The sequence below is a fragment of the Pseudanabaena sp. SR411 genome, assembly GCF_002251945.1.
Taxonomy (GTDB): Bacteria; Cyanobacteriota; Cyanobacteriia; order Pseudanabaenales; family Pseudanabaenaceae; genus Pseudanabaena.
Window position 1 is genome coordinate 109,655 of sequence record NZ_NDHW01000184.1, and the last position, 25,649, is coordinate 135,303.

Here is a 25,649-nt window from a genome sequence, read left to right on the forward strand (position 1 = left end):
ATATTTATGTTAGTACGTTGGCAACCTTTCCAAGAAATGGAAGAAGTCCGTCGTCAATTTGATCGCTTATTCCGTGAATTTGCGCCATTAGACCAAGAAACAGCAAAAGGCGGATGGGTTCCTGCGAGTGAACTACGCGACGACGGCGACCACTTAACTCTGAGACTCTCGCTTCCTGAAATCGAAGCCAAGGATCTCGACATCCAAGTAACCAAGGATTCTCTCTCAATTTCTGGCGAACGCCATATCGAACGTAAGGAAGAGTCGGAAAAAGGCTACTACTGGAGTGAAATGAGTTATGGCAAATTCCGCCGTGTCTTTGCATTACCTGTAGCGATCGAAAACGAACAAGTGAAAGCCGAATATACCAATGGCATCCTCACGCTGACTTTGCCTAAAGCTAATGAAGTCAAAGCTTTTAAGGTTAACGTCACTGGTGAGCTACCCGCTTCCTAGTTAGACTAAAAGATAAAATGGCTATGCCATTTTATCCCACATTCCGCTCGTAATGGAAGCCTAAAAATATTTACAACGAGACAATGAGGGTTTCAGCGATTTCCTGAGAAATTAATGATAGTAATTCCTATTAGTGAATCATTATTTAAATTGTTAAAATAGTGATTCTTTTGGGATTAAAGCCCAAAATACTTGCTGTATAAGGATTTGCTTTCTAAATATTTTTTTCAGTAAAATAAGAGCGGAATGTGGGTTTTATCTTTTAAAACCCTGTTTGCTTAATATATAAACCCCAAAAGATGAGTGGCGGCGCGAAGCGCCGCCACTCATCTTTTGGGGTTTGAGAAGCTACGTTACAACCCATTACCGATCGCAAAGAATGCTGACCAGAAGTAGGGATGGTTATAGTCTGAGGACTTGATCAAAGCAATTTGCGATCGCCTTAATGACTCAGAGATCGCCACATTTTCTTTTTGCAATTCCGCATAAAAAGTGGTCATCAGCGAACCTGTCCCCACATCATTAACCGACCAGAGAGAAGCGATCGCATTTTTTGCACCTGCCTTTTGCACCTGATAACCAAATCCTAAGATTTCCACACCACTACCAAAAGCACCTAATCCAGTCTGACAAGCACTTAATATGATCAAATCCACATTAGGAATTTGCCAATCCGTGATTTCATGAAGGCGGATTTTGTCGCCATTACCAAAAATAATGAAGGAATTGTCTGGCGCACCCGTATTGAATTCTGCATGGGTGGCAAGGTGAATAATATTATGATTCTTTAATTTCGATTCGATCGCTTGGCGACTAAAGTCATTTTCAGTTAAGGCAACTGAATTTTGGAATTTATTAGCGATCGTTTTGACCTCGGTAAGTGTTGCAGGTAAAGCAACTTGTCCAAACTTCTGCTCTCCTTCTCTTCCGCCAAATGCTCCTGCTAAGATACTGGGTTTAGTTTTGGGTTGGGGTGAAAAGTCGGAGAGGCTATAGGCGATGAGATTGCTAATTCGATATTTCTCCACTAGCCATTGTTTGCCATTGTAGAGAGCCGCGAGAGGAACATAGCGTAGTTGTCCATCAGGGGCATAGAGGATGGTTTGGGCTTTGGCTTGAGCAAGTTCAGTTTCGATGGGTTTAATCAGCAGATTATAGAGTGTGGTAGCAGGATCTTTGACATCTTCGGAACTAACATCACGAATCCCATCCCTAAAGTTAGAAATTAAAGCTTCTAGTTTATCCTTAGAAATTTTCACAGTGCGGCTGATGGGAAGCGTGTTGGGTGAGAAGAGGATGATTTCAAGGCGATCGCTTAAAATCAGAGGATAAAGTAGCACTGTCCCCTGTGGGATTTGTTGGAGATAGTCGGGGACTCTGTTGATTTCTGATTTGGGAAGCTGTTGGATCTGCTTAGCAAGTAGGTCGTTAATTTCAGGACTATTTTCAAAGCTAACCGCTAACAGCTTATCGCTAATCGCTTTCTCTGGTTCTAAAATTCTTACACCTTGAGCAGTGCGATCGCTTCCTTTGATGTTTTTAAGATAGTCCTCTAGTTCCTGCACCTTCAGGAGATCGAGAACTTGCAGAGCTTCCATGACTCGCCCTTGTTGAAGTAATAGATCGGCAAGGCGACGGTAAGAACCTTCCACATTACTTAAATAGGAATTTTGTAAATCTCGATCAAGTTTACGAATATCTTTACGGATCGCTTCACTGATGTTGACTGATTGCTTGTAGAAAACAATGGATAAATCCGTTTGTTTTTGTTTTTCAAGGGTCAAGCCAATCTGATTTAGAGCCATTCTTTCACCATCACGGTTTTTGATCTTACGAGCGATTTCTAATCCTGAGTTATGATAGTCAATTGCTTTCGCATAATTACCAATGGCATAATAGGCACTTCCCATAGAACCCAGTGTTTTTCCTTCCCCACGACGATCATTGACTTCACGGGCAATTTTTAAGCTCAACTCATAGTATTTGATGGCTTCAGCATAATTACCCTGAGCTTCGTAAGCATTCCCTAAGTATCCCAGTGATTTCCCTTCCCCACGGCGATCGCTAATTTCTCGCGCCGCCTCCAAACTCGACTGATGATATTTAATTGCCTCCTGATAGTTACCCTGATCGTAGTAAGCATTACCTAAATAACCGAGGGACTTGGCTTTGCTCAGTCGATCATTGATTTTAATGGCGATCGCTAAGCTCTGCTTGTAATAGCTAATCGATTTAGGATAGTCACCAAGGGATCGATAAACCAGTCCTAAAAAGCCGAGAGCCTGTCCTTCTCCGCGTACTTCTTTGATCTCACGGGTAATGGCTAAACGCTTTTCTTGATACTCGATAGCTTTAGCAAAGTTACCTTGAGCGCGATAGGCATTGCCGAGGTTACCCATGGCATTGCCTTCACCTTGGCGGTCTTTGATTTCACGGGCAATGACTAAACGTTGTTCGTGATAGGCGATCGCCTTCACATAGTCGCCCTGAGCATAGTAATTCATTCCCAAATTACCCAAGGCTGATCCTTCGCCACGCCGATCGCCAATCTCACGGGTAATTACTAAACTTTGCTCATGGTAAGCGATCGCTTGAGAATAGTTCCCCAAAGCACGGTAGACAACACCGAGATTGATCAGCGATTCTCCTTCGCTCAGGCGATCGGCGATCGCCTGAGCGATCGCTAAACTCTGGCGATGAGAAGCGATCGCTTGCTCGTACTGCCCCAGTGACTCGTATATTTTTCCTAGATTTCCATGCAATATTCCCTCTTTCTGACGATCTTTGATTTCTTGATAGATGACTAAGGCTTGTTGCCATGACTGCAATGCAGGTTCAAACTGGCTGAGTTTATATTGCTGAGTTCCCAAATCCAACAGCCGATCAGCTTCTGCTTTGCGAGTTTGAGTTGTTTGTGCTTGAGCGTTCACAAAGGATTGATCAGACAGTATTACAATCCCACCAAGCCCAGTTGCCAATACAAGTGTTAGTGCATAGAACCGAGAAGTCACGACATTATCCTCAAGTTTTACAACAATTATATTTAGGATGAGCAAAGCCCATCTAATCTTACCCTTTAGATTTATTGTCCCAGAACGCTAGTCCAAAACTACGCACTTTCAGTGCGAGACTTTAGTGGCTACACAGGTTTAAAAAGATTAGGCTAAAAAAGCCAATGCTAGAAAATTGACGAGGTAGCGACACAGTCACAAGACTGACAGTACACATAGTATGGGTAACGAAATATCACTATCAAGTACTGAAGGGAGAAATCCAAAAACGTTACCGAGAGTTGATCATCTAAATAACTGAAATGCATAAGTTATTTATTTTTCATTCCTTAGCAGCTAGTCTCGTAAGAGAATGCGTCAATCTCAACTGTTGTAACCGCTGTTGTGATTGCTCCCCACGGTCATCCTCGTAAATCTGTTCAGCCTCAGATGTGATTTTAAAGCGTCGTTGCTGCTTTGCCTCATCAGAAAGAATTAGTGGTGCGAGGCAAAGCCTCGCACCACTAATTCTTCACTGGGAAATGAGTATGTAATCGAAGATACAGAAATTGCAAGAGGTTGTATAGTATTTAATTGTATAGATCGTTCTATTTATTTAAGTAAGCAATAAACATCAAATATTTAAAACCATGACTACAACTGTGACTGCCTCCGTAACTACTCCCTTGCGTCCTGTTAGCAAAGATGGATTGGTAGCCTTGGCTGCGAAAGCACAAGCTAACCCCAATGTCATCGGCACATTGAAAGTAAAGACTGTCTGTGAAGGGCAATTTCGCAACCTAACCTATGTGCGTGATCTACCTGAGCATGTCATTGACGAACCACCAACCTTGCTTGGACAAGATACCGCTCCTAATCCTTCCGAAGCTTTACTGGCTTGTCTAGGCTCTTGTCTGTCCGTGGGCATTCATGCTAACGCGATCATGCGTGGAATTACGCTTTCCAAATTAGAGTTATATCTCGAAGGCGATATTAATATCACAGGTGTTTGGGGTATTGGCGATCTATCTAAGAAGCGTTTAGGCATCAGTGCTGTGCGCGTGAAAGTGGATATCGAGTCTGATGCAACTAAGGAAGAACTTGCTGAACTTCTTGAACATGCAAATTACTGGTCACCAGTTGCAAATACTTTCCGTAATCCCGTCGATATGGAAGTTTCACTAGCATAAAATGAAAGATATGCTGCGCTTAGCGCAGCATATCTTTGTTCAATCAAAACGCACAAAAAGTTTAAGAGAAGGGAAGAAGCAATGCAGGTTAGTGACACCATAATCAAGCAAACTCAAGAAAAACTGCTCACTGACGCAGCATTAATGCAGAATTTAAAAGAGGCGATCACTCAAAAATTAGCACCTAATGTTACTAACATTGATCTAAAAGGGATTTATCCAGAAGAGTTTTTGCGCGATATTGGTAGTCTAGGTGCTTATGCTCAAGGCGTTAGTACTGAATATGGTGGCACGGGACGGGGCGTATTACCCGCATTAAAAGCGATCGAAATAGTTTCGGAAACTTGCTTGAGTACTGGGTTTATGACTTGGTGTCACAATGCTTGCTCTTGGTATCTGCAAAATACTGACAATCCTTTTCTAAGAGAACAAATCTTACCGCAAGTTGCAACGGGCAAGCTTTTGTCAGGCACGGGTTTATCGAATCCGATGAAACACTTTGCAGGCATTGAGAAGATTAAAATCATTGCTAAGCCTTGCGAAGGCGGTTATATTCTCAATGGCACATTGCCTTGGGTTTCTAATATAGGCGATCAGCATTTATTTGGGATATCTGCTCAAATAGAAGGAACTGACAACTATCTGATGGCGATCGCACAGGGTGGAATGCAAGGACTCGAACTAAAGCAAGATGTGCATTTTATTGCTCTTGAAGGGACGAATACCTTTAGATGTCTATTTCGCAATGCTTTTATTAGTCATGATTGGGTGTTAGCGGCTCCATGCGATCGCTATGTGGAATATATCAAAGCAGGATTTATATTAATGCAGGTGGGGATGGGATTAGGTTTGGCCCAAAATTGTATTGATTTAATGCGAAGGCTTGATAGAACTAAGCAACATGTCAATCAATACCTCGATGATCGTCCCGATGAAATGGAATGTGAACTCGAAACTTTGCGCTTGAAATCCTATCGTTTAGCTGAAGCGATCGGGCATGGTCGAGAAATTGTCAGCAAGGAAATTTTGCGGGAAGTAATTGAATCGAGAGCAACTGCTTCAGAGTTATCACTTAGAGCTTCGCAATCTTTAATGCTCCATGCAGGTGCGATCGGTTATGTGCATGGCAGTGTGTACGATCGCCGTTTACGCGAATCATATTTCGTTGCCATGGTAACTCCTGCTCTTAAGCATTTACGCAAAGTATTAGCCAGTATGTCTTAATTAGAAGTAGCCAGTTTTTATAAGATGAATATAGCTAAAACTTAGAAAGTTAAATCATAATCTAAGATCCTAACAAAGTTTTATTTTAAAATAAAACTTTGTTGATTTCTGCTGAGAAGAAATTATAAACTAGTTTGTATAAATTAGATTTAAAGTCTATAGATGATGCGTTACGCTATCGCTAACACATCCTACTTTAAATTCTAACAATCTACTTATATCAACACTATAGTAATTGCCGATTATACAAACCAGAAAATATTTTTATATATAGCAAAGCAAGTTTTGCTTAGGACATAAAACCCAAGAATCGAGTGGCGGTGCGAAGCACCGCCACTCGATTCTTGGGTTTTGGTTTGTACTAGCTAACTCTTTTTTTGCTATAAAAAACAAGGGGCTTAAGCCCCTTGTTTTTAGTCTTAAGTTATTGTGATTTATTTGGGATTTATATGTAATTCATGTGTTTTATTAGTTTTTTGATGCTAGAAAATCGATTTACATTCAGCATAAAAATGATCTGCAAATTATCTCCATACTAATAATGCAATACTTTTCGTATATGTCTATACCGATTTAATTGCAAATAAGTTGCTAAAGTACCAATAGTTAAATTTATCTTTAGCTATTTATGGCTAATTGAACTGCATTCATTAAATTAAGAATTATTCTCTAAAATACAAACAATAACCAATCATGACATCTCACCTGATAGAACAGATGGTCGCTTCAGCGATAGGAAATAACTCAATCTCTGCTCAAACTTCTGATTACTCTGTCGCTCAAATAAACAATAATTTATGGAATGCTTGTCCTTGTGGCGCAGATCATAATGCTGATCAGCATCAGAGCGTCATGGAAGGAATGCCGACAGATCCTGTGGAATTGGTGAATGACCTGATGCGGATGGGTCACTACTCTGATCGCGCTCAATTGATGGCGCAGTCATGGGAAACCAACGCCATGAAAGCAGACCTATGGCAACTTTTGGAACAGGGTTCATTATCCCATGCTTCTGAGAGTCAAAAGCGGATTTGCTATGACCTGATTAAGATGGCTGGCGGTGTTGAGGAAGCCTTTAATGCAGCCTTTGGACCCCAAGCACAGGAATTCTTTACCGATACATTGCAATCTAGCACCTTCCGTCGGCGCGAATTTCTCATTAAAGTAGCTGCCGCCGCCGCCGTGGTAACGCTTACAGGATGTCCTTCTACTCCTCCTCCTGAGACTCCATCTAAAGCAACTACCAATACCCCAAATACCCCACCTGCGGGAGTGGAGAAAACTAATTTAAAAGTTGGTTTCTTGCCGATTACTTGCGCCACCCCGATTATCATGTCGGAGCCATTGGGCTTTTATACCAAGTATGGTCTGAAGGTTGAACTAGTGAAGATGCCTAGCTGGGCGGCAATTCGCGACTCCGCGATCGCAGGCGAGTTGGATGCCTATCACATGCTTTCACCTATGCCGATATCCATGTCTTTGGGGCTAGGTTCCACCGCATTTCCTATAAAGCTTGCCAGTATTGAGAATATTAATGGTCAATCGATCTCAGTTGCTAATCAGCACTTGGGCAAGGTCAAAGAAGCCAAAGACTTTAAAGGATTTAGTATTGGGGTTCCCTTTGCCTTCTCCATGCACAACTTGTTGTTGCGCTATTACTTAGCGGCGGGTGGACTCGATCCTGATAAGGATGTGCAGATTCAAGTGATTCCACCTCCTGATGCGATCGCCAAAATGACGGCAGGACAGCTTGATGCGTTCCTACTACCTGATAACGTCGTCCAACGTTCTGTCTTCAATAAGATTGGCTTTATCCATTTACTCACCAAAGATATTTGGGCTGGACATCCGTGTTGTGCTTTTGCAGCTAGTCAGAAATGGATTGATACCAATCCGAATACTTACCGCGCAATTAACAAAGCGATTATTGATGGTGCTGGCTATGCCAATGATCCTAAACATCGCGAAGAAATTGCCAAGGCGATCGCAGGTAAAAACTATCTTAATCAACCTGAACCAGTCTTAAAAGCAGTATTAACTGGCAAATTTGAGGATGGTCAGGGTAATACCTTTGATATTCCTGATCGCGTTGGTTTTGATCCCTATCCTTGGAAGAGCTTTGCTAAGTGGATTTCTTCGCAGTTTGTGCGTTGGGACTTGATGCCCAAAGATAAGGCTGATTACAAAACTATCGCTGAGCAAATCTATCAGACCGATCTGGCGCGTGAGTTGGCAAAAGAGTTGGGACAAACTCCGCCAACGGAAACTGAACGTATTGAGAAATTGAAGTACGACTCCTTCGATCCTGCTAAGCCTGAAGCGTATATCGAAGAACAGATTAAGCAGTTCAAGGTCTAGAACCTATTTTAAGAATTATCTAGATCCCCCCCAGCCCCCCTTATAAAGCTACGGTGTACACACAAGTCTCTCTGTCTACGTTTTGATTTATCTAAGCCCCCTAAATCCCCCAATTCTGGGGGACTTTGAAAGAATTTTATTTTCTTGTTCCCCCAGAATTGGGGGCTAGGGGGCGATTAATTGTTGACTTGACTGGGTTTTATGACTTGTGTGTATATGGTAGCTTATAAAGGGGGGAGAATTTAAATTCTTCCCCCTTTATTAAGGGGGATTGAGGGGGATCTCTTGGCAATGTTGAACGCAGAAGGTAATTCTTAACTGGTTTCTTAGCTAGCACTACATAAACATCAAGTACAAATCCAAATGATAGAAAACTATGGACTATTCTCCTTCGATGCCCAAGTCTCGACCACGCTCAAATCCAATCATGGCAATGATTCAGAATGTATTGCCTAATCAAGACTTGCAAGCATTTGTTTTATTCCTATTGATCCTTAGCTCGATATTGATTTTTTGGGAAGTAGGTGCAGTTAAAGGTTGGTTCTCTCCTCTAATGCCCTCTGCTTCACAAACTTTAACCGACTTTTGGGGATGGGTTTCTAACCCTTTTTATGTAAAGGGAACGAATGATCGCGGCATTGGCTGGCACTTGATTACCAGCTTACGTCGGGTTGCGATTGGCTTTACCGTGGGTGCGGCGATCGCGATCCCTTCTGGTGTTCTGATTGGACTATTTCCCGTAGTTTCCAAAGCTGTCGATCCATTCATTCAAATCCTCAAACCAGTTTCACCTCTAGCTTGGCTGCCCATTGGTTTGGGACTAATTAAGGATTCAGAAAGCACTGCCATTTTTGTAATCGCAATTACCAGTCTTTGGCCGACTCTGATTAATACCAAATTCGGTGTAAGTAATGTTGATCCGACCTATATCGATGTGACCCGTACCCTTGGCGCTTCACCTTGGCGCACAATTACGAAGGTGATTTTACCTGCGGCGGCTCCGAGTATTGTTTCAGGAATGCGAATTAGCGCAGGGATTGCATGGCTGGTAATTGTGGCTGCGGAAATTCTGATCGGTGGTACGGGCGTGGGTTACTTCGTTTGGAATGAATGGAATAACCTGAGTATTACTAGCATCATTACGGCAATTTTATTAATTGGAGCGATTGGTTTAATTATTGATCGCCTATTTGGACTGCTGCAACATTGGGTTTCATTTGGTAGAGAAGTATGATCGTGTCTTCTATGGAAAAAGCATCTGCAAATATGGCAACTCAGCAAGCACAGATTTCCATCTGCGATGTTTCAATGGTTTATTGTGGCAGAAGTGGCTTGATCAATAAGCTCACTCGCCGTACTTCTAAGGATTATGTCGCTTTAGCAAATATTAATTTTGACATTGCGCCTAATACTTTTGTCTCGATTATTGGTCCCTCTGGCTGTGGTAAATCCACACTTCTTAATCTCATTGCAGGTTTAACTAGTCCCTCCAGTGGTGCGATTTTAATCAATGGGGAAGAAGTTTATGCCCCAGGTCCCGATCGCGGTGTAGTTTTTCAAAACTATGCACTGATGCCTTGGTTGACGGTTGCCGAGAACTTACACTTTGCAATCGAAACGGTCTATCCTACAATGTCTCTCGCCGATCGCAAAAGTCGTGTTTATGAATATATCGAACTAGTCGGCTTAAAAGGAGCCGAGAAAAAGCATCCCCATGAGCTATCTGGGGGGATGAAACAAAGGGTCGGTATTGCTCGCGCCCTTGCGATCGATCCCCAAATTCTATTGATGGATGAACCCTTTGGCGCACTTGACGCGCTCACTCGTGGCTTCCTACAGGATGAAGTAGCCCGTATTTGGGAACAGAAACGTAAAACTGTGGTGATGATTACCCATAGTATTGAAGAAGCGTTGCTGCTTTCCGATAAAATCGTGATGATGAAGCGAGGACCTGCCGCAGGGATTGATGAAATCCTAAATGTGCCTTTTCCCCGTCCGCGATCGCGTGAAAATCTCGACCAACAATCGGGATATCATGATCTCAAAGCGGAAATGGAAGAGCATCTTATGCGCGAAACTCGTGCTGTTGAAGCCGCAAGAATATAGGAAAATGTAAAAAATTTTGCATAGCAAATTTTTTACATTCCCAATACAAAATATCTAGAAATACCAAAAACATTATGACAGTTGAATTTCCATCTTTTACTCAAACTCTATTAGCCGCCAAAAAAGCCAAAGGCTTAACTTTTGTTGACCTCGAAAAGCTATTAGGTCAAGATGAAGTTTGGATTGCTTCTCTTTTTTATGGTCAAAATAGCGCTAGTGTTGAACAAGCCACTAAACTCGCTGAAGCGCTAGGACTGGGTGAAGATATGATTACGGCTTTGAGTTCCTATCCTAGCAAAGGGCTGGGACCAGTAGTACCCACCGATCCATTGATTTATCGCTTCTATGAAATCATGCAAGTCTATGGTTATCCCATGAAGGAAATCATCCATGAGAAGTTTGGTGATGGCATCATGAGTGCGATCGATTTTACCCTCGATATCGACAAAGTGGAAGATCCAAAAGGCGATCGCGTCAAAGTAACGATGAATGGCAAGTTCCTACCCTATAAAAAGTGGTAGCATAACCTCCTCTCAACTAATATAGCGGTTTTCATTTTGCCAGAGGCAAAATGAAAACCGTAAACCCTCACAAGTTTCATCGCTATGCCTAATAAGCAAATCAGTTAGTTTATGGCAAATCTCAAACGTACTCGCGAAGATATTCTCACCTCAGCGATCGATCTCGTCCATCGTCAGGGTTTGCAATCGACTGGTTTAAAGGAGTTGTTTGCCGCCACTCAAGCTTCGTCTGGCAGTTTCTATAACTACTTCCAATCAAAGGATGAATTTGCTCATGCGCTGATTGATTTCCAGTGGCACAAAATCAGAGAAAATGCCTTTCTATCTGCTGCCCAAGTTACCGATGATCCGATTCGGCGACTCATATTGACAATTGATAAAATTGAAGCAAAACACCTTGAAGAAATTAACTGTGCGGGATGTTTATTAGGCAACTTAATTGTTGATTTAGCCGAGTATAACGAAACCTTTCGTAAGCATCTCCAACAGGTTTTCGATGAATGGCAAGCCTTGTTTGCTCAAATGTTGCGGGATGGGAAAGAGCAATTAAGCGATCGCGTTGATCCAGATTTACTAGCAGAACAGATTTTGACGATGCTAGAAGGAGTGCTATTAATTGCCAGACTTTACGATCAGCCCGATCGTCTCAAACGTGGATTTGCAAGCATTCGGCAACTGATTAAAGATGCTCTTATTTGAGTGATTTCCTGTATAAACTGTGGCGCACGCTGTGCGTGCGCCACATGTCTTACTCTCGAATCGTTTGAGGTAGCTCAACATTATTCGATGGAAGAGGCGAGGTAACAGGTGTATTTGTTTCAGCAGGTGGAATAGATTGAGTTTCGGGAATTACGGAAGGAGCCTCGGCTGGCAATGGTGAATTAACTATGGGTACAGTCTGTAAAGATTCTGGGGAATTAGCATTGGTGGATCTATCTGGGCTGATCACAGGTTTGAGAGACTCAGGAGTAGCGATCGGAGTGCTGACAACTTCAGGATTAGTAGATTTTGGTGGCTGAGTAGTTTGAGAAGCAGCATTTTTTGCGGGATCTGCGGGATTGTTGATTGGGGCAATATTATTGGTCTTACTTTCTTCCTGTTCAGCCCGCCTCTGCTCAGCTTGCTCCTGTACAGCCCTTCTTTGTTCCTGATTTCTCCTTGCATAATCTGAGTTTTCGATTTGAAAATTAATTTTGGCAGGGATCGCTTCTTTGCCACTTTGGGAAGGATCAAATTTCCAATTTCTAGCAGCTTGTTTAGCGGCTTCATCTAGTTCAGGATGACCACTAGAGTTAATTAAACGAACATTAATAACATTGCCATTGGCATCGACATCGACAGCAACCTTAGCTTCACCTTCTAGCCCTCGATCCTTAGCATTAACTGGATATTCAGGCTTCGCACAACTTTGACAACGAATTTTTTGCTTGCCTGATGAGTTATTAGTAGGGTTTGCAGAGTTAGGAGCAGTAGAAGTATTAGTAGTATTAGTGGAGTTAGGATTACCAGTTGGTAGCCCAAAGGGAGCGCCAATTTTATCCAAAGTACGGCTGGAGGATCTCCCATCAGTGCGATCGCCGATTTTGCCTAGCCCTGTGCCTGTGTTTTTTTTACCATTGCTATTGGGAGTTAAACCGCCCAACCCTTTGCCAGTAAATAAATTTTGAATATTGGGTGCAACTTTGATCGCACTAGGATTAGAGCTAGACAAGACCTTACTCGGATCGGCGACAATATCTTTTGCAGCTTCAGCAGGAGTGCTGCTATCTACCGATTTATACAGATCTGTGGATGCAAGATTACCTGCATTCTGAGCAGAGAGATTATCGAGATAGGCAATAGGCGCATAGGCGATCGCCTCCTGCAAACTCTCTGTAACCTCTAGTGGTGTCTCCAGTTGCTCAGGTTTCAGATCAGGCTCTACAGTTTCCTTAATCTCTTCAACAATTTGTAGCTCTAGTAATTCTTCTGTTTGATCATTGGATGAATTGCCAATTAGTCCACCAAACTGTGGTAATGCGGAGAGAGTTGCAAAATGAAAAGCGATGGAACAAGGGATACTTACTGCTAAAAAAATCTTAAGTGCTTTCCATTCACGATCGCGCTGTTTGTTTGCAGAGTATTCAGGCATGTCTGGCTTTTCTTTGTTGACATTCATAATGAAAAACTAGTAATGCTTGTAATGTATGGGTTTGCTTAGAGCCTGTCAAGTTTGACAGCCTGTCAAACTTTCTTTGCGCCAGAAAAAGCGATATGGTGATTAACGTCAATACTTGACAATGCAATAAAAATCCAGATTTACAGTAATTACTGAGCAAACGATCCACAAGAGATTTTTTAAAAGGTTTGCAAAGCAAACCTTTTAAAAAATCTCTTGGTTTGGGTTTGAGCGCAAAGCACTGTATGGTGAGTTTTTTGTAAAGCGACAATTTCAATATAAATCTTCTAGTTCCTTTAAGCGCACTTTTATTAACTTTAATTTATGGATATTGGCAAAATTTTTGTTGCGGGGGGGATTGTCATGTATCCTCTCAGTGCCTTTTCGATTGTGGCAGCAGCCCTTGCGGCTGAGCGCATCAAATTTTGGTGGTCAATTAAACATAAGCAAAAACGTTTGGTAAGAGATGTTTTGAATATATATATTAGTGATCGCCAAACGGCTCTAGTTAGACTAGGAAATAATTTGCACTTTCCGATCGCTCGCATTTTTTTAGCGGCGATGGAACTAGAATATCCCAATCCCGAAGAATTTCGATTGGCTCTAGAAAGTGAGGCTCAAGCAGAAGTACCCATTCTCAAACGTTTTAATACCGCCTTTGAAACAATTATCAGTCTTGCACCTCTATTAGGATTACTGGGTACAGTGTTGGGATTGATCACCTCCTTTGCTTCACTCACTTTGGGAGATATTGGAGGTAGCCGTACCGCTAACGTTACAGCAGGTATTAGTGAAGCTTTAGTTTCTACGGCAGCAGGACTAGTCGTCGCCATTTTTACATTGATTTTTGCTAACACATTTCGAGGATTTTATCAGCAGGAAATCGCACTCATTCAAGAATATGGCGGTCAGTTAGAACTACTCTATCGCCGATATTATTACGAGCCAGAACATCGTTTGCAAAAAGAAGATTATGCGACTCCCTGAAGAACCTGAAGTTCCTTTTCAAATTAACATCATTCCCATGATCGATGTAGTATTTGCGATTCTGACTTTTTTCATTGCCGCAACCCTAGTACTCAATCGCACTGAAGGTTTACCTGTCAGCCTACCTCAAGCTTCAACCACCAAAACTCAAACCCAGAATAAGGTAGTTGTAACCTTAGACGCTCAAGGCAACATCTTTCTAAATCGTCAGCCGATCGCTTTGGAGCAACTAGAGGCTCAAGTGCGATCACTAATGAGTAAAGAGAAACAAAATATTGTGGTGATTAATGCCGATGAGAACGTTGCCCACGGTAAGGCGATCGCAGTCATGGATCGCATTCGTAACATTGAAGGGGTAAAAATGGCGATCGCTACTAAAAAATAGCTATATTGAGTCGATATATGTCTGATACTGTACAAAACAAGGTTATTTGACGCGTTGTCTTTTGACATTGGCTACGAAAATATCAAACAATAGGATTTTTAATGTGTTGTTGTCTAGGCTCTTGAAGCCCAGCAACTAAACTTGTGAGGAGTTGAGATCGCTATGAAATCTATAAAGTTGCTATTTTTAGCACCTAGCTTTGCTATGTCCGTTTTTAGTCTTGCGGAACTTGCGAAAGCAGACCCAACCGTAGAGACACAGGATCATAATATCTTGACCGTTGGCGAATTGCGATCGCAAGCTTCCCAACAAAGCGCTGGTTTATTGAAACCCAACTTAAATAGTATTATTACGACTTCAGAAACTGTTGCCCAAACTGAACCTGACAGTGATGAAATTGAAATTGAAGTAACAGGCAAGAAATCACCTTTTATCCCCACCTCCGCCCCCGCATATATCGTTCCTAAAGAAGAGATCCAAAAGCAAAATCCTAGTACTGCGGCAGAACTATTGCGAAGCTTACCAGGCTTTGCGATCAATGACTATGGCTTTGGTGCAGATATCCATACAGGGACTTTTTTGCGTGGTTTTTCCATTAACCAATCCACATTTCAAATCAATGGACGTTCCTTTGGCAGTAATGTCAGCACCTATCACGGTGGAACTGATCTCAATAGTATTCCCGTTGACGCGATCGAGCGAGTGGAGTTAACGGGGGGAACTAGCGCCACCCTCTACGGTTCCGAAGCCTTTGGGGGTGTAATTAATCTGGTCACCAAAAAAGATCCACAACCACTCAAAGCCACAACTAACATCGAATTAGGCTCCTATGGCTATCAACGCTACCGCATTGGGTATGGGGGAACCCTAGATGGAGTCAACTTCCGTTTGGGTTACGAGCGCTTCTCAACGGATAACAATTATCCTGTACCGCTTGGGGCTGCTAATCGTAATCCTGCTGACGGTAGACTCTTCAATGGCGACTCACGCATCGATAACTTTTATGGCAGTGTCGAAGCCCCGATTGATTCTCGTAATTCCTTTAGCATTGATGCCTATAAGACCGCAAGTCGGCGCGGATTGCTTTACTTCGGTTTCCCTCCATTTTTCCAACGCGATCGCCTAGATCATGATTTGTTCAATATCGGCGCAACCTTAACCAGTAAGTTAGGTAGTGGCGATGACTCCATCTTAAAGACGACAATTGCATTTAATCAAGATTTCTTTAATACCTATAATCCTAGTGGTGCTGCTTTCCGCAATGGCGCTTTGGACTCAAAAGCTCTTAGTGGTCGGGTCGAGCATCAATGGCAACTAGCAGCTAATAATAAGCTCACATGGGGATTTGACATCAATACTAATTCTATACGTGGTGATGTTTTTAGTACAGTTCCTGCGTTAGTTCGCTTTAATGGCACTGTCAATCGCGATCGCTCTCTTGTAGCTCTCTTTGCTTTAAACGCATGGAAAATCACCGATGATTTCCAATTGGAATTAGGATTACGGCAAAATTTTACCAGTGACTATGGCAGCTATCTCAATCCCACGGTCGGTACAAGATGGAACATTACACCCGAACTTGCTTTCCGCAATAGCTTTGCTGTACTTCAGCGCAATCCGGGGCTAGATCAGCTTTTTGTATTTGATACAGTACATAATTGGCTCCCAAATCCCAACCTCATACCTGAGCGTGGTGTCGCCTATACTGCTGGTTTTGATTTGAGTGTGACGGATGCAGTGCTGGCTCAGTTAACCTATTTTGGGAGCAGTTTAAGCGATCGCCTTGGCATCATCGCAGGACGTTGGGAAAATGTGGGACAGGTAAGCACCAATGGGATTGAGGCTGGGCTTAAGTGGAAAATCTCTCCTGAGTTCTCATCATTTGTCAACTACACCTACACAGATGCCAAGATTAATAGCAGTAGAAATGCCTCTGAAGTCGGATTGCAACTAGCTACAGTTCCCTACTCCGTTGGGAAGTTAGGAGTTAGCTATGATGCTAATGGCTGGCAAGCAAATCTATTTTTTAACTATTTCAGCGGCTCTCGTCGGGCTGTTTTTGCAGCGACTGGTGTAAGTGCTACAGAATTTTCTCCAGCCTATCTGAGCCTAGATTTTAATGCAAAGGTTCCATTGTATAAAAATGTAGCCTTGACTGTGAATCTAGAAAATTTGACTGACAATAGCTACGAAAAAACTAACCGCATCTATCAACCAGGCTTAACCTATAGGATTGGTTTGCAAGCTAGTTTCTAAAAAACTAGCAATAGTCCTAAAAAAAGGTAAAGATAGGCTGCGCGAAGCGCAGCCTATCTTTACCTTTTTTTAGGACTATTGCAAACGTGATGTGCAACTAAGAAATTGCAAAAAAAAACTCACAGTCGAGAGTGTTAGAAAATAGGACTAACGCTATTAGCGGTGAGCATCATGTTTTCTATGGAATATTTTATCATTGCCGTCTTTTGCAAAATCGATGAACTACTCAAAGAAATAACCGCAACYCAACGAGTCAGAGGCAAAGGATTTGCACCAGTCTTAAGTACCTGTGCAGAATAATTACCCAAACCCGTAAGTTTGCGCCCCGCAGGGGCGCAAACTTACGGGTTTGATTTTGTAATTAATTTGCTCATTTACTTAAGTGACAGTGAAGTGTTAACGATGGAAATCGTAACTGAGTATCAGGTTATAGAGACTGACGTAGGGATCTGGAAATATTTTCGTAAGCATTGGAAGGATTGGTTTCCCGCCTTAAAAAGTCGTACTACCTTTGTCCGTCAGGCAGCTAATCTGTGGCAGTACAAAGCAATGCTGCAACAAAAACTAGCTGAACAGTTAGGGGTTTTAGATGATGACGTGCATCTGATTGACGGGGAGTACCAATACCTCTGTGTTATCTCTGTCGTGCATCCCGTTGTCGTAGCTTTGAAGATATTGCGGACTATAATTACTGTGCGGCTAAAGACATGCATTACTATGGCTTTCATGGTCATGTCCTCATTTCTCTTCATCCTTTGCAGTTTGAAGACTTGGTTGATTCTTAATTCTTAGTTGCACATCGCGTTAAAACATTATGCTAGAAACTGCCCGTGAATTTCTCTTGCAAATAGAAAATTATCCGATTTCAGAAAAGATAGAACAGAAATTAACAAACAGCGATCGCGCCCTATTTATCCTTCATGATCAACTAAATCTGGAGGTATTCCCCAAGGAAGTACTCGCGCAAAAGCTATTATTAATCTTTGTGGAATCCCTAAAGTATGCCACATTTATTCCTCACCATAAGCAAAAATTAGTTTATATTCTCAGTTCTCAGCGACACTTTGCGATCGCCTGTCATCAACAAGGATTTCCAGTAATTAATTTATTTACAGAAGGCTTTCATGCTGAGGTGATCGCTGATTTTTTGGCGCAATATCCCCAGATTAAGCTTACCTATATGCAGCCGTCAGAATGGGATACGCGATCGCAAATGTTGGCGTTAAATGATCAATTTAGCGATCGCATCGAAATACTTCCCAATAATTTTTTCATTGCGGATGCTGAAAAATTCAAATCGAAAATCAAAAAAGGATATCGCTTAGAAACTTTCTATCGAGAACTTCGTAAACAAACTGGTTACTTGATGGCAGAAGGTAAACCCGTCGGCGGTAATTGGAACTATGACAAAGAGAATCGGAAAGCTTTGCCGAAAAATGTTGTGATTCCCACGGTTCCTGAAGTAGAACCTGATGCAATTACTCAGGAAGTAATCGAGCTAGTCAAAAATTATTTGCCTGATGCTTTTGGCAGATTAGATAAATTTGGCTATGCCGTAACACGCGATCGCGCCCTAGAGCTAGCTCAAATATTTATCGAAACCCGCTTAGCAAATTTTGGAGCTTATGAAGATGCCATCAAAGTTGGCGCACCCTTTTTATTTCATTCTGTGTTGTCGATCTATCTTAACAATGGCTTGTTATTACCACAGGAACTCTGCGAAATGGCGATCGCCGCCTATGAACAGAACACAGTACCTCTAAACTCTGTTGAGGGTTTTATACGTCAAATTTTAGGATGGCGCGAATATGTTCGGGTTTATTACGAAGCTCAAATGCCACAAGTGCGAGAGAGTAATTATTTTGAATTTTTTAATAACTTACCGCAACTTTTTTGGGATGCAAATACCGATTTACTCTGTCTAAAAGATGCTATCACTAATGTTCTAAATTACGGCTATTCACATCATATTCAGAGACTGATGGTCTTAAGTAACTTTAGCACTCTTACCAACACAGATCCGCGTCAGCTAAATCACTGGTTTTGGCTTGCCTATGTCGATGCCTACGAGTGGGTTGAGCTTCCTAATGTTCTAGGCATGTCTACTTTTGCTGATGCTGGTATACTTGCCTCCAAGCCCTATGTATCAGGGGGAAACTACATCAATAAAATGAGTAATTGCTGCTCGCAATGTACCTATGATGTGAAGCAAAAAACTGGCAGTTCTGCTTGTCCATTTAATTATTTATACTGGAATTTTGTCGATCAGCATCGTCACAGCTTTATAGAAAATGGCAGAGTGTCACTAATGATTCGTGCTTATGAGAACAAAACTGAAGATGAAAAAATAGCCATTAGAGACTCATCAACTCATTTTATAAAGAACTTCAAATCATAGCTATTCTGAATAGCTATGATTTGAAGTAATTAATTGATAAATCCGCTTGCTTTGGTAAGCAGCAACTTTACATCTTTGGTGTAAATTGCAGCTTTTCCGAATCGCACAGTTGTCTATCCCATTAGTTTAGATAGCCAGTAATTAAGAAGTCTGTACCAATTTGTTGAAATTGCGATCGCGAAAGATTTAGAGCATCCGTCATCATACTTAATCCTAAATCGTCAATAGGACTAGGAGCCGCAAATCCGCCAATTAATTTAGGCGCAATAAAAGCATAAACTTTTTGTACCATTTTAGACTTAATGGCAGCCGCACCTAAGCGTCCTCCACATTCCCATAAAACTGTATTACAACCGCGCTTACCCAACTCTTGCATCACAACTTCAGGAGATATGTCATCTAATTCGAGAATTTCAACTTGGCGATCACGGAGTTTTTGCTTTAGTTGCAGATTGACATCAGGTAGCGTGATAACCAACGTTTTTTCGGTATCTGTAACTTTCCATAAATTAGCTTCATCAGGCAGATCGCAGCTTTGCGTAACTACTACTCGCAAAGGACAATGATTGCTCAATCCATGGGTATTTAAGTGGGGATTGTCGAGCCTAACTGTGTTGCCCCCCGTAATAATTGCATCACACCCCACCCTCAAGTCATGCACAAAATGCCGCGCTTCTGAACCAGTAATCCAATAGCTATGCCCAGAATTCGTCGCGATTTTGCCATCAAGAGTCATCGCATATTTAAAAATGCCAAAGGGAAAATTCGTTTTCATACGATGGAAGAATGCTTCATTGAGCTTCAAGCATTGCTGTTCTAAAACACCTGTAGTAACTTTCACCCCTGCCGCAAGCAAGCGATCGCGACCTGTACCAGATACTTGTGGATTAGCATCGATCGCCCCAATGACAACCTCACCAATTCCCGCCTTGATAATTGCTTCGGAACAGGGAGGTGTGCGTCCGTAATGATTGCAAGGCTCCAGATTGACATATAGAGTGGCATCTTGCAGATCTTCACCTGTTTGTTGCGCGGCGCGAATTGCGAATACCTCTGCGTGAGGTTCCCCTGCCTTAGGATGAAAGCCTTCACCTAATATCTGTCCATTTTTCACAATTACACTTCCCACCATCGGATTTGGGGCAGTTTGTCCTCTCGCCTTTTTCGCCAGATCAATACAGCATTGCATCCAGTGATCGTGTTGTGTTGTTGAATCTGGATCTATGTTTTCTAACATGTAGACTTTATCTGAAAAATTATAAATTTTATAGACCATCCTAAAGCTAGCGTGTTAGTCATACAGCGCTCTACTAAGCAGATGGGCATAATTAGTTGCGGCGCTTCGCGCCGCAACTAATCTTCTGGTTTTATGTCCTAAGCAAAACTTACCTTGCTATAATTGCCTAAAATAGATTAATCAGCAACCTGTAGGGTTGCTGATTAATCTATTTTAGGCATTGTCATGACGAATTTGTGGATTGAGGGCGGTAGTTGGAGTGGCAAGACTGAGCGCGTAGTTCAGCAGTTTTGTGACTGGGCAGAGACAGATTTTGCGTACCAAGCAAATCCTCAAGCAGCATCGCAAAGAGTTTTAGCTCTCGCTGTCGATTCCCACCAACGTCGCAAACTTAGCGATCGCCTAACCATTGCCACCCATGGACGCTATCCCGTCACAGCCATCACACCCCTCAGTTTTTTCCGTGATGAAGTGCGCTTGTTTTGGACCTTATTAGTCAAAAAACTCGATTTTAAAGCTCAGTTTCCCTTACTTCTCAGGGTTGAGAATGAGCAGGAGCTAGCGAATAAGCTCTGGAAAGATCGCATTGAAACGGGAACTTTGCTAATGGAGGGAATTGGACGCGATCGCCTTGTTCGCAGATTATTAGACTTGTTTCTATTGGCGGCTTATGGTGGTCGTAAGATTACCGAAATTCCTGCAATTTTAAATGCTGGTATCGAGACTAATGTGATCGAAAATATTGAAGATGCTGAGAATAGAATCCTAGAGCAATGGCAAGAGATTGGTGAAGCTTTACTAGAATGGCGCAAATACTGCTGGGAAAGAGGCTTACTTACCTACGGGATTATTACAGATTTATTCGCCCATTATTTACTTCCCAATCCTCAATATCAACGTAGACTCAAAGAGAGATTTCGATATGTAATTGTCGATCGCGCCGATGAGATGCCAGCGATCGCCTGTGATTTATGCAAGTTTCTGCTTGAGAATGGTGCGATTGGTATGTTTACTTTTAATCCTGACGGATCAGCAAGATTAGGCTTAGGAGCCGATCCTGAATATTGGCAAGTACTTAAAGCTGAATGCGAAATCATCAATTTACCCCATGCTGACAAAACTTTGGGTGCTAAAGTCGCCGAATCAGTTCTGCAAGTCGTCAATGAACCAATTTTACAATTTATCGAGCCTTACGATACCATTCATTCCATTGAATCAGTTTCACGGGCTAAGCTATTCCGCAATGTTGCCGAAACGATTGTCGAAGCGATCGCCTCTGGTGCAGTCAAAGCCAACGAGATCGCGATCATTGCCCCCGGCTTAGACAATATTGCCAATTACGCAATTATCGAAATTCTTCGCAAAAAGAATATTAAGATTACGCCCCTTGACGATCAGCGTCCATTATCCTATTCGGCTCAAGTGCGATCGCTGCTAACCCTGATCTCACTGGTCTATCCCAATCTCGGTCAACTCGTTAGCCGCGATCACATTGCCGAGATGTTAGTGGTACTTACCGAAGCGATCGATCCAGTGCGGGCGGGAATGCTTGCCGACTATTGCTTTGCTAGACATCCAGAAAAACCACAACTACTAGAAGCTGAAACCTATAACCAATGGAATCGCCTTGGCTATGAAGCTACTCAAGCCTACGAAAAATTACGGCAATGGATTGAACAACAATCGCCCAAGGATGCTCCATTATTATTTATTGATCGCGCTATTCAGGCTTTCTTCAAACCGCGCAAACTTAATTATGAACATACGGCAACTTTGCAATCACTGATTGAAACTGCTCAATATTATTGGCAACTAGGATATCGTCTCGATCTAGAAGATGCGGTCATTCTCGAAAATTTTATTCAACTGATTAGGCAAGGCACTGTCACAGCAAATCCCTATGCGCCTAATCAACCTGAAGATAGCGTTGTCCTCGCGACAATTATTCAATATCGGATGGCAAGGCGATCGCATCGTTGGCAATTTTGGTTAGATGCTAGTTCTGATCTGTGGTTACAGGGTGGAGCCGCTTCTCTATTTGGTGCGCCACTTTTTCTCAAAGGTTGGAATGGCGAAAGATGGACAATCGAGAATCAACGTGATGCCGATATGCAACGGTTACAGCGATTGCTTAGGGATTTGCTCGATCGCACAGGCGATCGCTTATATCTCTGTCATAGTGAACTCAGCACTAATGGACAGCTCCAAAACGGGGTATTACTTCCACTAATTGAGATTAGCACCACAATCTCTTCCGATGATATTCAAGAAACCATGTAAGAATTACTTGCTGCGATTAAAAGCCAAGCAGGGCAACCACGGGGGGATTGCGCCTACCTAAAAAATTTAGAACCTTGTAAGGGCTGCGCCCCCGTGCCAGCCCAAGACTTACGCAATTGATGGAAATCCTTTCACCTAACAACAGTTATTATTAACACATACTAGAACACAAATTACGGGAGTTATTGGTGTCAGAGTCTTTATTTGATCAGGCAAGCGAGAGACTAGCCGATGCGATCGCCCATGTTGCTATTTCAGAAGATGCGATCGAGCGATTAAAATCTCCAAAAGCAAGTTTGCAGGTTTCTATTCCTGTAAGAATGGATGATGGAACCTTGAAAGTTTTTCAAGGCTATCGGGTGCGCTATAATGATTTGCGTGGCCCAACGAAAGGAGGAATACGCTTCCATCCCAAAGTAAATATGGATGAAGTGAAGTCCTTAGCATTTTGGATGACCTTTAAATGTGCAGCCGTGAATTTACCCTTTGGAGGTGCAAAGGGTGGTGTAGCAGTCGATCCAAAACAATTATCCAAGTTTGAATTAGAACGCCTCAGCCGTGGTTATATCAATGCGATCGCTGATTTTATGGGTGCAGATGTGGATATTCCTGCGCCTGATGTGCAGACTAATCAGACGATTATGGGATGGATGGTGGATGAATATAGCAATATTCAACGACGGCTTTGTCCTGCGGCAATTACGGGCAAGCCGATCGCGATGGGCGGTAGTCTGGGACGCGAAACAGCAACTGGATTGGGAAGCTTTTTTGCAATTGAAACCTTGCTCCCCTTGTTAAAAATGCGTCGTGAAGAAACCACTGTGGCGGTGCAAGGCTTTGGAAATGTAGGTGCGGCGATCGCCGATCTGTTGAGTAAGGCAGGTTACAAAGTTGTGGCAGTTAGCGATTCTAAGGGGGGGATTTATGCTAAGCAAGGGCTAGATGTACCGAGCATCATTAGTTATAAAAATTCGGCTCGCAGCTTTCAGGCTGTGTACTGTCAGGATTCAGTCTGTAATATTGTCGAACATCAAATCATTTCCAATGAAGAATTACTTAAACTAGATGTCGATATCCTAATTCCTGCGGCGCTAGAAAATCAAATCACTGAACATAATGCTCACGAGATCCGCGCTAAATATATTTTCGAGATCGCGAATGGGCCAGTCACTCCTGCGGCGGACGCAATTTTAGAAAACCGCGGAATCATGGTGTTTCCTGATATTCTGGTGAATGCAGGTGGTGTCACCGTCAGTTATTTTGAATGGGTTCAAAATCGCAGTGGCTTGTATTGGACAATCGAAGAGGTAAACGATCGCCTCAAACACAGCATGATTGCCGAAACCTTGCGGATCTGGAAAATTGCTGACCAAAAACAAATCTCCATGCGAACCGCAGCCTATGTCCATGCCTTGACGCGCCTCAGTGAAGCGATCGATGCCAAAGGCACAAGGGCTTATTACGCCCAGTGAATCTCTCTTACAGCGCTTTGCACTCAAACCAAGAAATTTTGTAAAAGTGTTGCTTCGCAACACTTTTACAAAATTTCTTGGGGTTCGTTTGATCGGTAATTGCAGGAACTCACATTTCTCATTTCGTCGTAAGAGCAATTCATGAATTGTCCTTACGATGAAATGCAGGTTTCAAGTCATTTTTGTGTCAGTCATAAAGTAAGTAGACTGGTTCCAATTAAATAAAATGAAAGTATTGACAAACTATCAAAAGCTTATTCCCTAATTACTCGGCAATTAAACTCTTAATCATAGTTCTCAATATTTACTAACTTATTTCTTCCAGTTAACCCAACTAAAATTGTGATTTGAGATTTCGGTACATTAAAGTGTTTCGCTAAAAGCACAATTAGTTCGCTATTGGCTTTACCATCAACAGGTGGTGATTTCAAATGCACCGTCAGACTTCCATCTTCTTCTTCGACAATAGCTTGCTTTTTAGAATTAGGCTTGACCTTAACCGATTTCTTCATGCATTTTTCTAAATGTTCACCCTACTTTGTAGGGTGAACATGCTTTGATTTAGACAGTTGCCGCAGTCCGCTTGCGCCTACCAGCACTAGCAGTTGCCGCACCTGTAGTCGTTACTTCACTAGGCACCGCCGCGCTGTTGCCATTACTTCCATTCTCAATCTTAGGAATAACTTTGCCACTACCTGCTTTTAAAGTCACACCCAAAGCATTGGGCTTCGCGGCTGGAGCGGGTGCAGATTGCGTGGAATTTGGTGGTGTTTGTAATAGGAACACGATTACTGGTTTGCTTTGGATTTGTTGACGCAAGACACGGGTGAGATCGCGTTCAAGTTGTCCACGTAAGCCAGTCCAATCAACTTCTAAAGAACCAACGTTACGGGCAAAGTTACCCCAAGAATTAGCCAAAGAATTATCGATCGCCTTCGCAACTAGAGCAATAATTTGCGAATGTTCCATCGGTAGAACCACACCGCTTAGTTGAATATCAGGAGATGTGGCAAGCTTGCCATCCAGCCCAACAGATACCGCGATCGAGAAAATGCCTTCTCCAGAAATCTGTTGGCGATCGCGCAATACATCACCCTTAACCATCCCGTCGCGCGAGGAGTCAACTAGCTCAACACCCGAAGGAACTTTATCCACAATCTTCATGTAGTCTTGGCAAACTTCAACTACATCACCATTTTCGGCAATCACGATATTTTCGCTAGGGATGCCCATTGCTTCCGCCATCTTGGCATGTTGTCTGAGCATTCTCAATTCACCGTGAGCAGGGAAGAAGAACTTCGGACGCACAAGCGCCAACATCATCTTATGTTCTTCTTGAGAACCATGCCCCGAAACGTGAATACCTTTGTCATTACCGTAAATCACATTTGCCCCAAGAGCCATCAAGCGATCAATCGTCCGCACCACAGGAATCGTGTTACCAGGAATTGGATTGGCGGAGAAGATTACAGTGTCGCCTTGACGTACTTCCAATTGACGATGGCTGCAAAGAGACATTCTTGTCAATGCTGACATTGGCTCACCTTGAGAACCAGTAGTCAAAATTAGAATTTGATCATCACGATAATGACGTAGATTTTGTAAAGGTTGGAACAGATCATCGCGGCACT

At 42.5% G+C, this 25,649-nt stretch carries 20 protein-coding genes and 1 pseudogene; 16 read left to right on the forward strand and 5 right to left on the reverse strand.

The window, feature by feature from the left end; all coding sequences use genetic code 11:
• The first annotated feature begins 6 nt into the window (after nt 1–6).
• Nucleotides 7–456 carry an Hsp20/alpha crystallin family protein gene (locus B9G53_RS19645; RefSeq protein ID WP_094535156.1) on the forward strand — a complete coding sequence of 150 codons (450 nt, stop codon included), beginning with the start codon at nt 7–9 and terminating at the stop codon, nt 454–456.
• A gap of 353 nt (nt 457–809) precedes the next feature.
• On the opposite strand, the gene B9G53_RS19650 is transcribed toward B9G53_RS19645, so the two are convergent.
• A complete protein-coding gene (locus B9G53_RS19650) occupies nt 810–3,467 on the reverse strand; it encodes a tetratricopeptide repeat protein (RefSeq protein ID WP_141211833.1) in 2,658 nt (885 codons plus the stop codon).
• A 203-nt stretch (nt 3,468–3,670) separates the two neighbouring features.
• On the opposite strand from B9G53_RS19650, the gene B9G53_RS29155 reads away from it, so the two are divergent.
• From B9G53_RS29155 to B9G53_RS19690, 8 genes are all read left to right on the forward strand, one after another.
• Nucleotides 3,671–3,760: a transposase gene (locus B9G53_RS29155; RefSeq protein WP_369683007.1), complete on the forward strand. Its 90-nt coding sequence runs from the start codon at nt 3,671–3,673 to the stop codon at nt 3,758–3,760.
• Nucleotides 3,761–4,096: 336 nt separating this feature from the next.
• Nucleotides 4,097–4,636: an OsmC family protein gene (locus B9G53_RS19660; RefSeq protein ID WP_094535158.1), complete on the forward strand. Its 540-nt coding sequence runs from the start codon at nt 4,097–4,099 to the stop codon at nt 4,634–4,636.
• A gap of 81 nt (nt 4,637–4,717) precedes the next feature.
• Nucleotides 4,718–5,860 (forward strand): acyl-CoA dehydrogenase family protein, encoded by a 1,143-nt coding sequence (locus B9G53_RS19665; protein ID WP_094535159.1) that lies wholly within the window; start codon nt 4,718–4,720, stop codon nt 5,858–5,860.
• Nucleotides 5,861–6,553: 693 nt separating this feature from the next.
• The gene (locus tag B9G53_RS19670) at nt 6,554–8,218 is read left to right on the forward strand and encodes a CmpA/NrtA family ABC transporter substrate-binding protein (protein WP_254923742.1); all 1,665 of its coding nucleotides are present in this window, start codon (nt 6,554–6,556) and stop codon (nt 8,216–8,218) included.
• A gap of 394 nt (nt 8,219–8,612) precedes the next feature.
• Nucleotides 8,613–9,452 (forward strand): ABC transporter permease, encoded by an 840-nt coding sequence (locus B9G53_RS19675; RefSeq protein WP_094535184.1) that lies wholly within the window; start codon nt 8,613–8,615, stop codon nt 9,450–9,452.
• A complete protein-coding gene (locus B9G53_RS19680) occupies nt 9,449–10,324 on the forward strand; it encodes an ABC transporter ATP-binding protein (RefSeq protein ID WP_094535161.1) in 876 nt (291 codons plus the stop codon). The genes B9G53_RS19675 and B9G53_RS19680 overlap by 4 nt, the downstream gene beginning before the upstream one ends.
• Before the next feature lie 74 nt (nt 10,325–10,398).
• Nucleotides 10,399–10,845 carry a cyanase gene (gene cynS, locus B9G53_RS19685; protein WP_094535162.1) on the forward strand — a complete coding sequence of 149 codons (447 nt, stop codon included), beginning with the start codon at nt 10,399–10,401 and terminating at the stop codon, nt 10,843–10,845.
• A gap of 111 nt (nt 10,846–10,956) precedes the next feature.
• On the forward strand, nt 10,957–11,544 hold the full coding sequence (locus tag B9G53_RS19690) for a TetR/AcrR family transcriptional regulator (RefSeq protein WP_094535163.1): 588 nt from the start codon (nt 10,957–10,959) through the stop codon (nt 11,542–11,544).
• A 49-nt stretch (nt 11,545–11,593) separates the two neighbouring features.
• Here B9G53_RS19690 and B9G53_RS19695 read toward each other — a convergent pair whose 3' ends face one another.
• Complete coding sequence (locus B9G53_RS19695) at nt 11,594–13,003, reverse strand: energy transducer TonB (protein ID WP_094535164.1); 1,410 nt, start codon at nt 13,001–13,003, stop codon at nt 11,594–11,596.
• 324 nt (nt 13,004–13,327) lie between these two features.
• On the opposite strand from B9G53_RS19695, the gene B9G53_RS19700 reads away from it, so the two are divergent.
• From B9G53_RS19700 to B9G53_RS19720, 5 genes and pseudogenes are all read left to right on the forward strand, one after another.
• Entirely contained in the window at nt 13,328–13,990 is a 663-nt protein-coding gene (locus B9G53_RS19700) for a MotA/TolQ/ExbB proton channel family protein (RefSeq protein WP_094535165.1), read from the forward strand.
• Nucleotides 13,977–14,375, forward strand: a complete 399-nt coding sequence (locus tag B9G53_RS19705) for a biopolymer transporter ExbD (protein WP_094535166.1) — start codon at nt 13,977–13,979, stop codon at nt 14,373–14,375. The genes B9G53_RS19700 and B9G53_RS19705 overlap by 14 nt, the downstream gene beginning before the upstream one ends.
• Nucleotides 14,376–14,537: 162 nt before the next feature.
• Nucleotides 14,538–16,631, forward strand: coding sequence for a TonB-dependent siderophore receptor (locus tag B9G53_RS19710; protein ID WP_094535167.1), 2,094 nt, complete (start codon nt 14,538–14,540; stop codon nt 16,629–16,631).
• A gap of 171 nt (nt 16,632–16,802) precedes the next feature.
• A pseudogene (locus tag B9G53_RS28690) lies at nt 16,803–17,377 on the forward strand (hypothetical protein); the annotation flags it as partial.
• A gap of 68 nt (nt 17,378–17,445) precedes the next feature.
• Entirely contained in the window at nt 17,446–19,029 is a 1,584-nt protein-coding gene (locus B9G53_RS19720; protein ID WP_094535169.1) for a cryptochrome/photolyase family protein, read from the forward strand.
• A 121-nt stretch (nt 19,030–19,150) separates the two neighbouring features.
• On the opposite strand, the gene ribD is transcribed toward B9G53_RS19720, so the two are convergent.
• Nucleotides 19,151–20,266, reverse strand: coding sequence for a bifunctional diaminohydroxyphosphoribosylaminopyrimidine deaminase/5-amino-6-(5-phosphoribosylamino)uracil reductase RibD (gene ribD, locus B9G53_RS19725; RefSeq protein WP_094535185.1), 1,116 nt, complete (start codon nt 20,264–20,266; stop codon nt 19,151–19,153).
• A gap of 225 nt (nt 20,267–20,491) precedes the next feature.
• Between ribD and B9G53_RS19730 the strand changes: the two genes are divergently transcribed.
• Both B9G53_RS19730 and B9G53_RS19735 read left to right on the forward strand, forming a co-directional pair.
• Nucleotides 20,492–22,546 (forward strand): hypothetical protein, encoded by a 2,055-nt coding sequence (locus B9G53_RS19730; RefSeq protein ID WP_094535170.1) that lies wholly within the window; start codon nt 20,492–20,494, stop codon nt 22,544–22,546.
• Between the two features lie 188 nt (nt 22,547–22,734).
• Nucleotides 22,735–24,018: a Glu/Leu/Phe/Val dehydrogenase gene (locus tag B9G53_RS19735; RefSeq protein ID WP_094535171.1), complete on the forward strand. Its 1,284-nt coding sequence runs from the start codon at nt 22,735–22,737 to the stop codon at nt 24,016–24,018.
• Between the two features lie 284 nt (nt 24,019–24,302).
• Here B9G53_RS19735 and B9G53_RS19740 read toward each other — a convergent pair whose 3' ends face one another.
• Together B9G53_RS19740 and B9G53_RS19745 are read right to left on the reverse strand one after the other, a co-directional pair.
• A complete protein-coding gene (locus B9G53_RS19740; RefSeq protein ID WP_094535172.1) occupies nt 24,303–24,530 on the reverse strand; it encodes a DUF167 domain-containing protein in 228 nt (75 codons plus the stop codon).
• Nucleotides 24,531–24,579: 49 nt separating this feature from the next.
• Nucleotides 24,580–25,649 (reverse strand): ribonuclease J (locus B9G53_RS19745; RefSeq protein WP_141211835.1); only part of this gene is annotated, 1,070 nt, incomplete at its 5' end.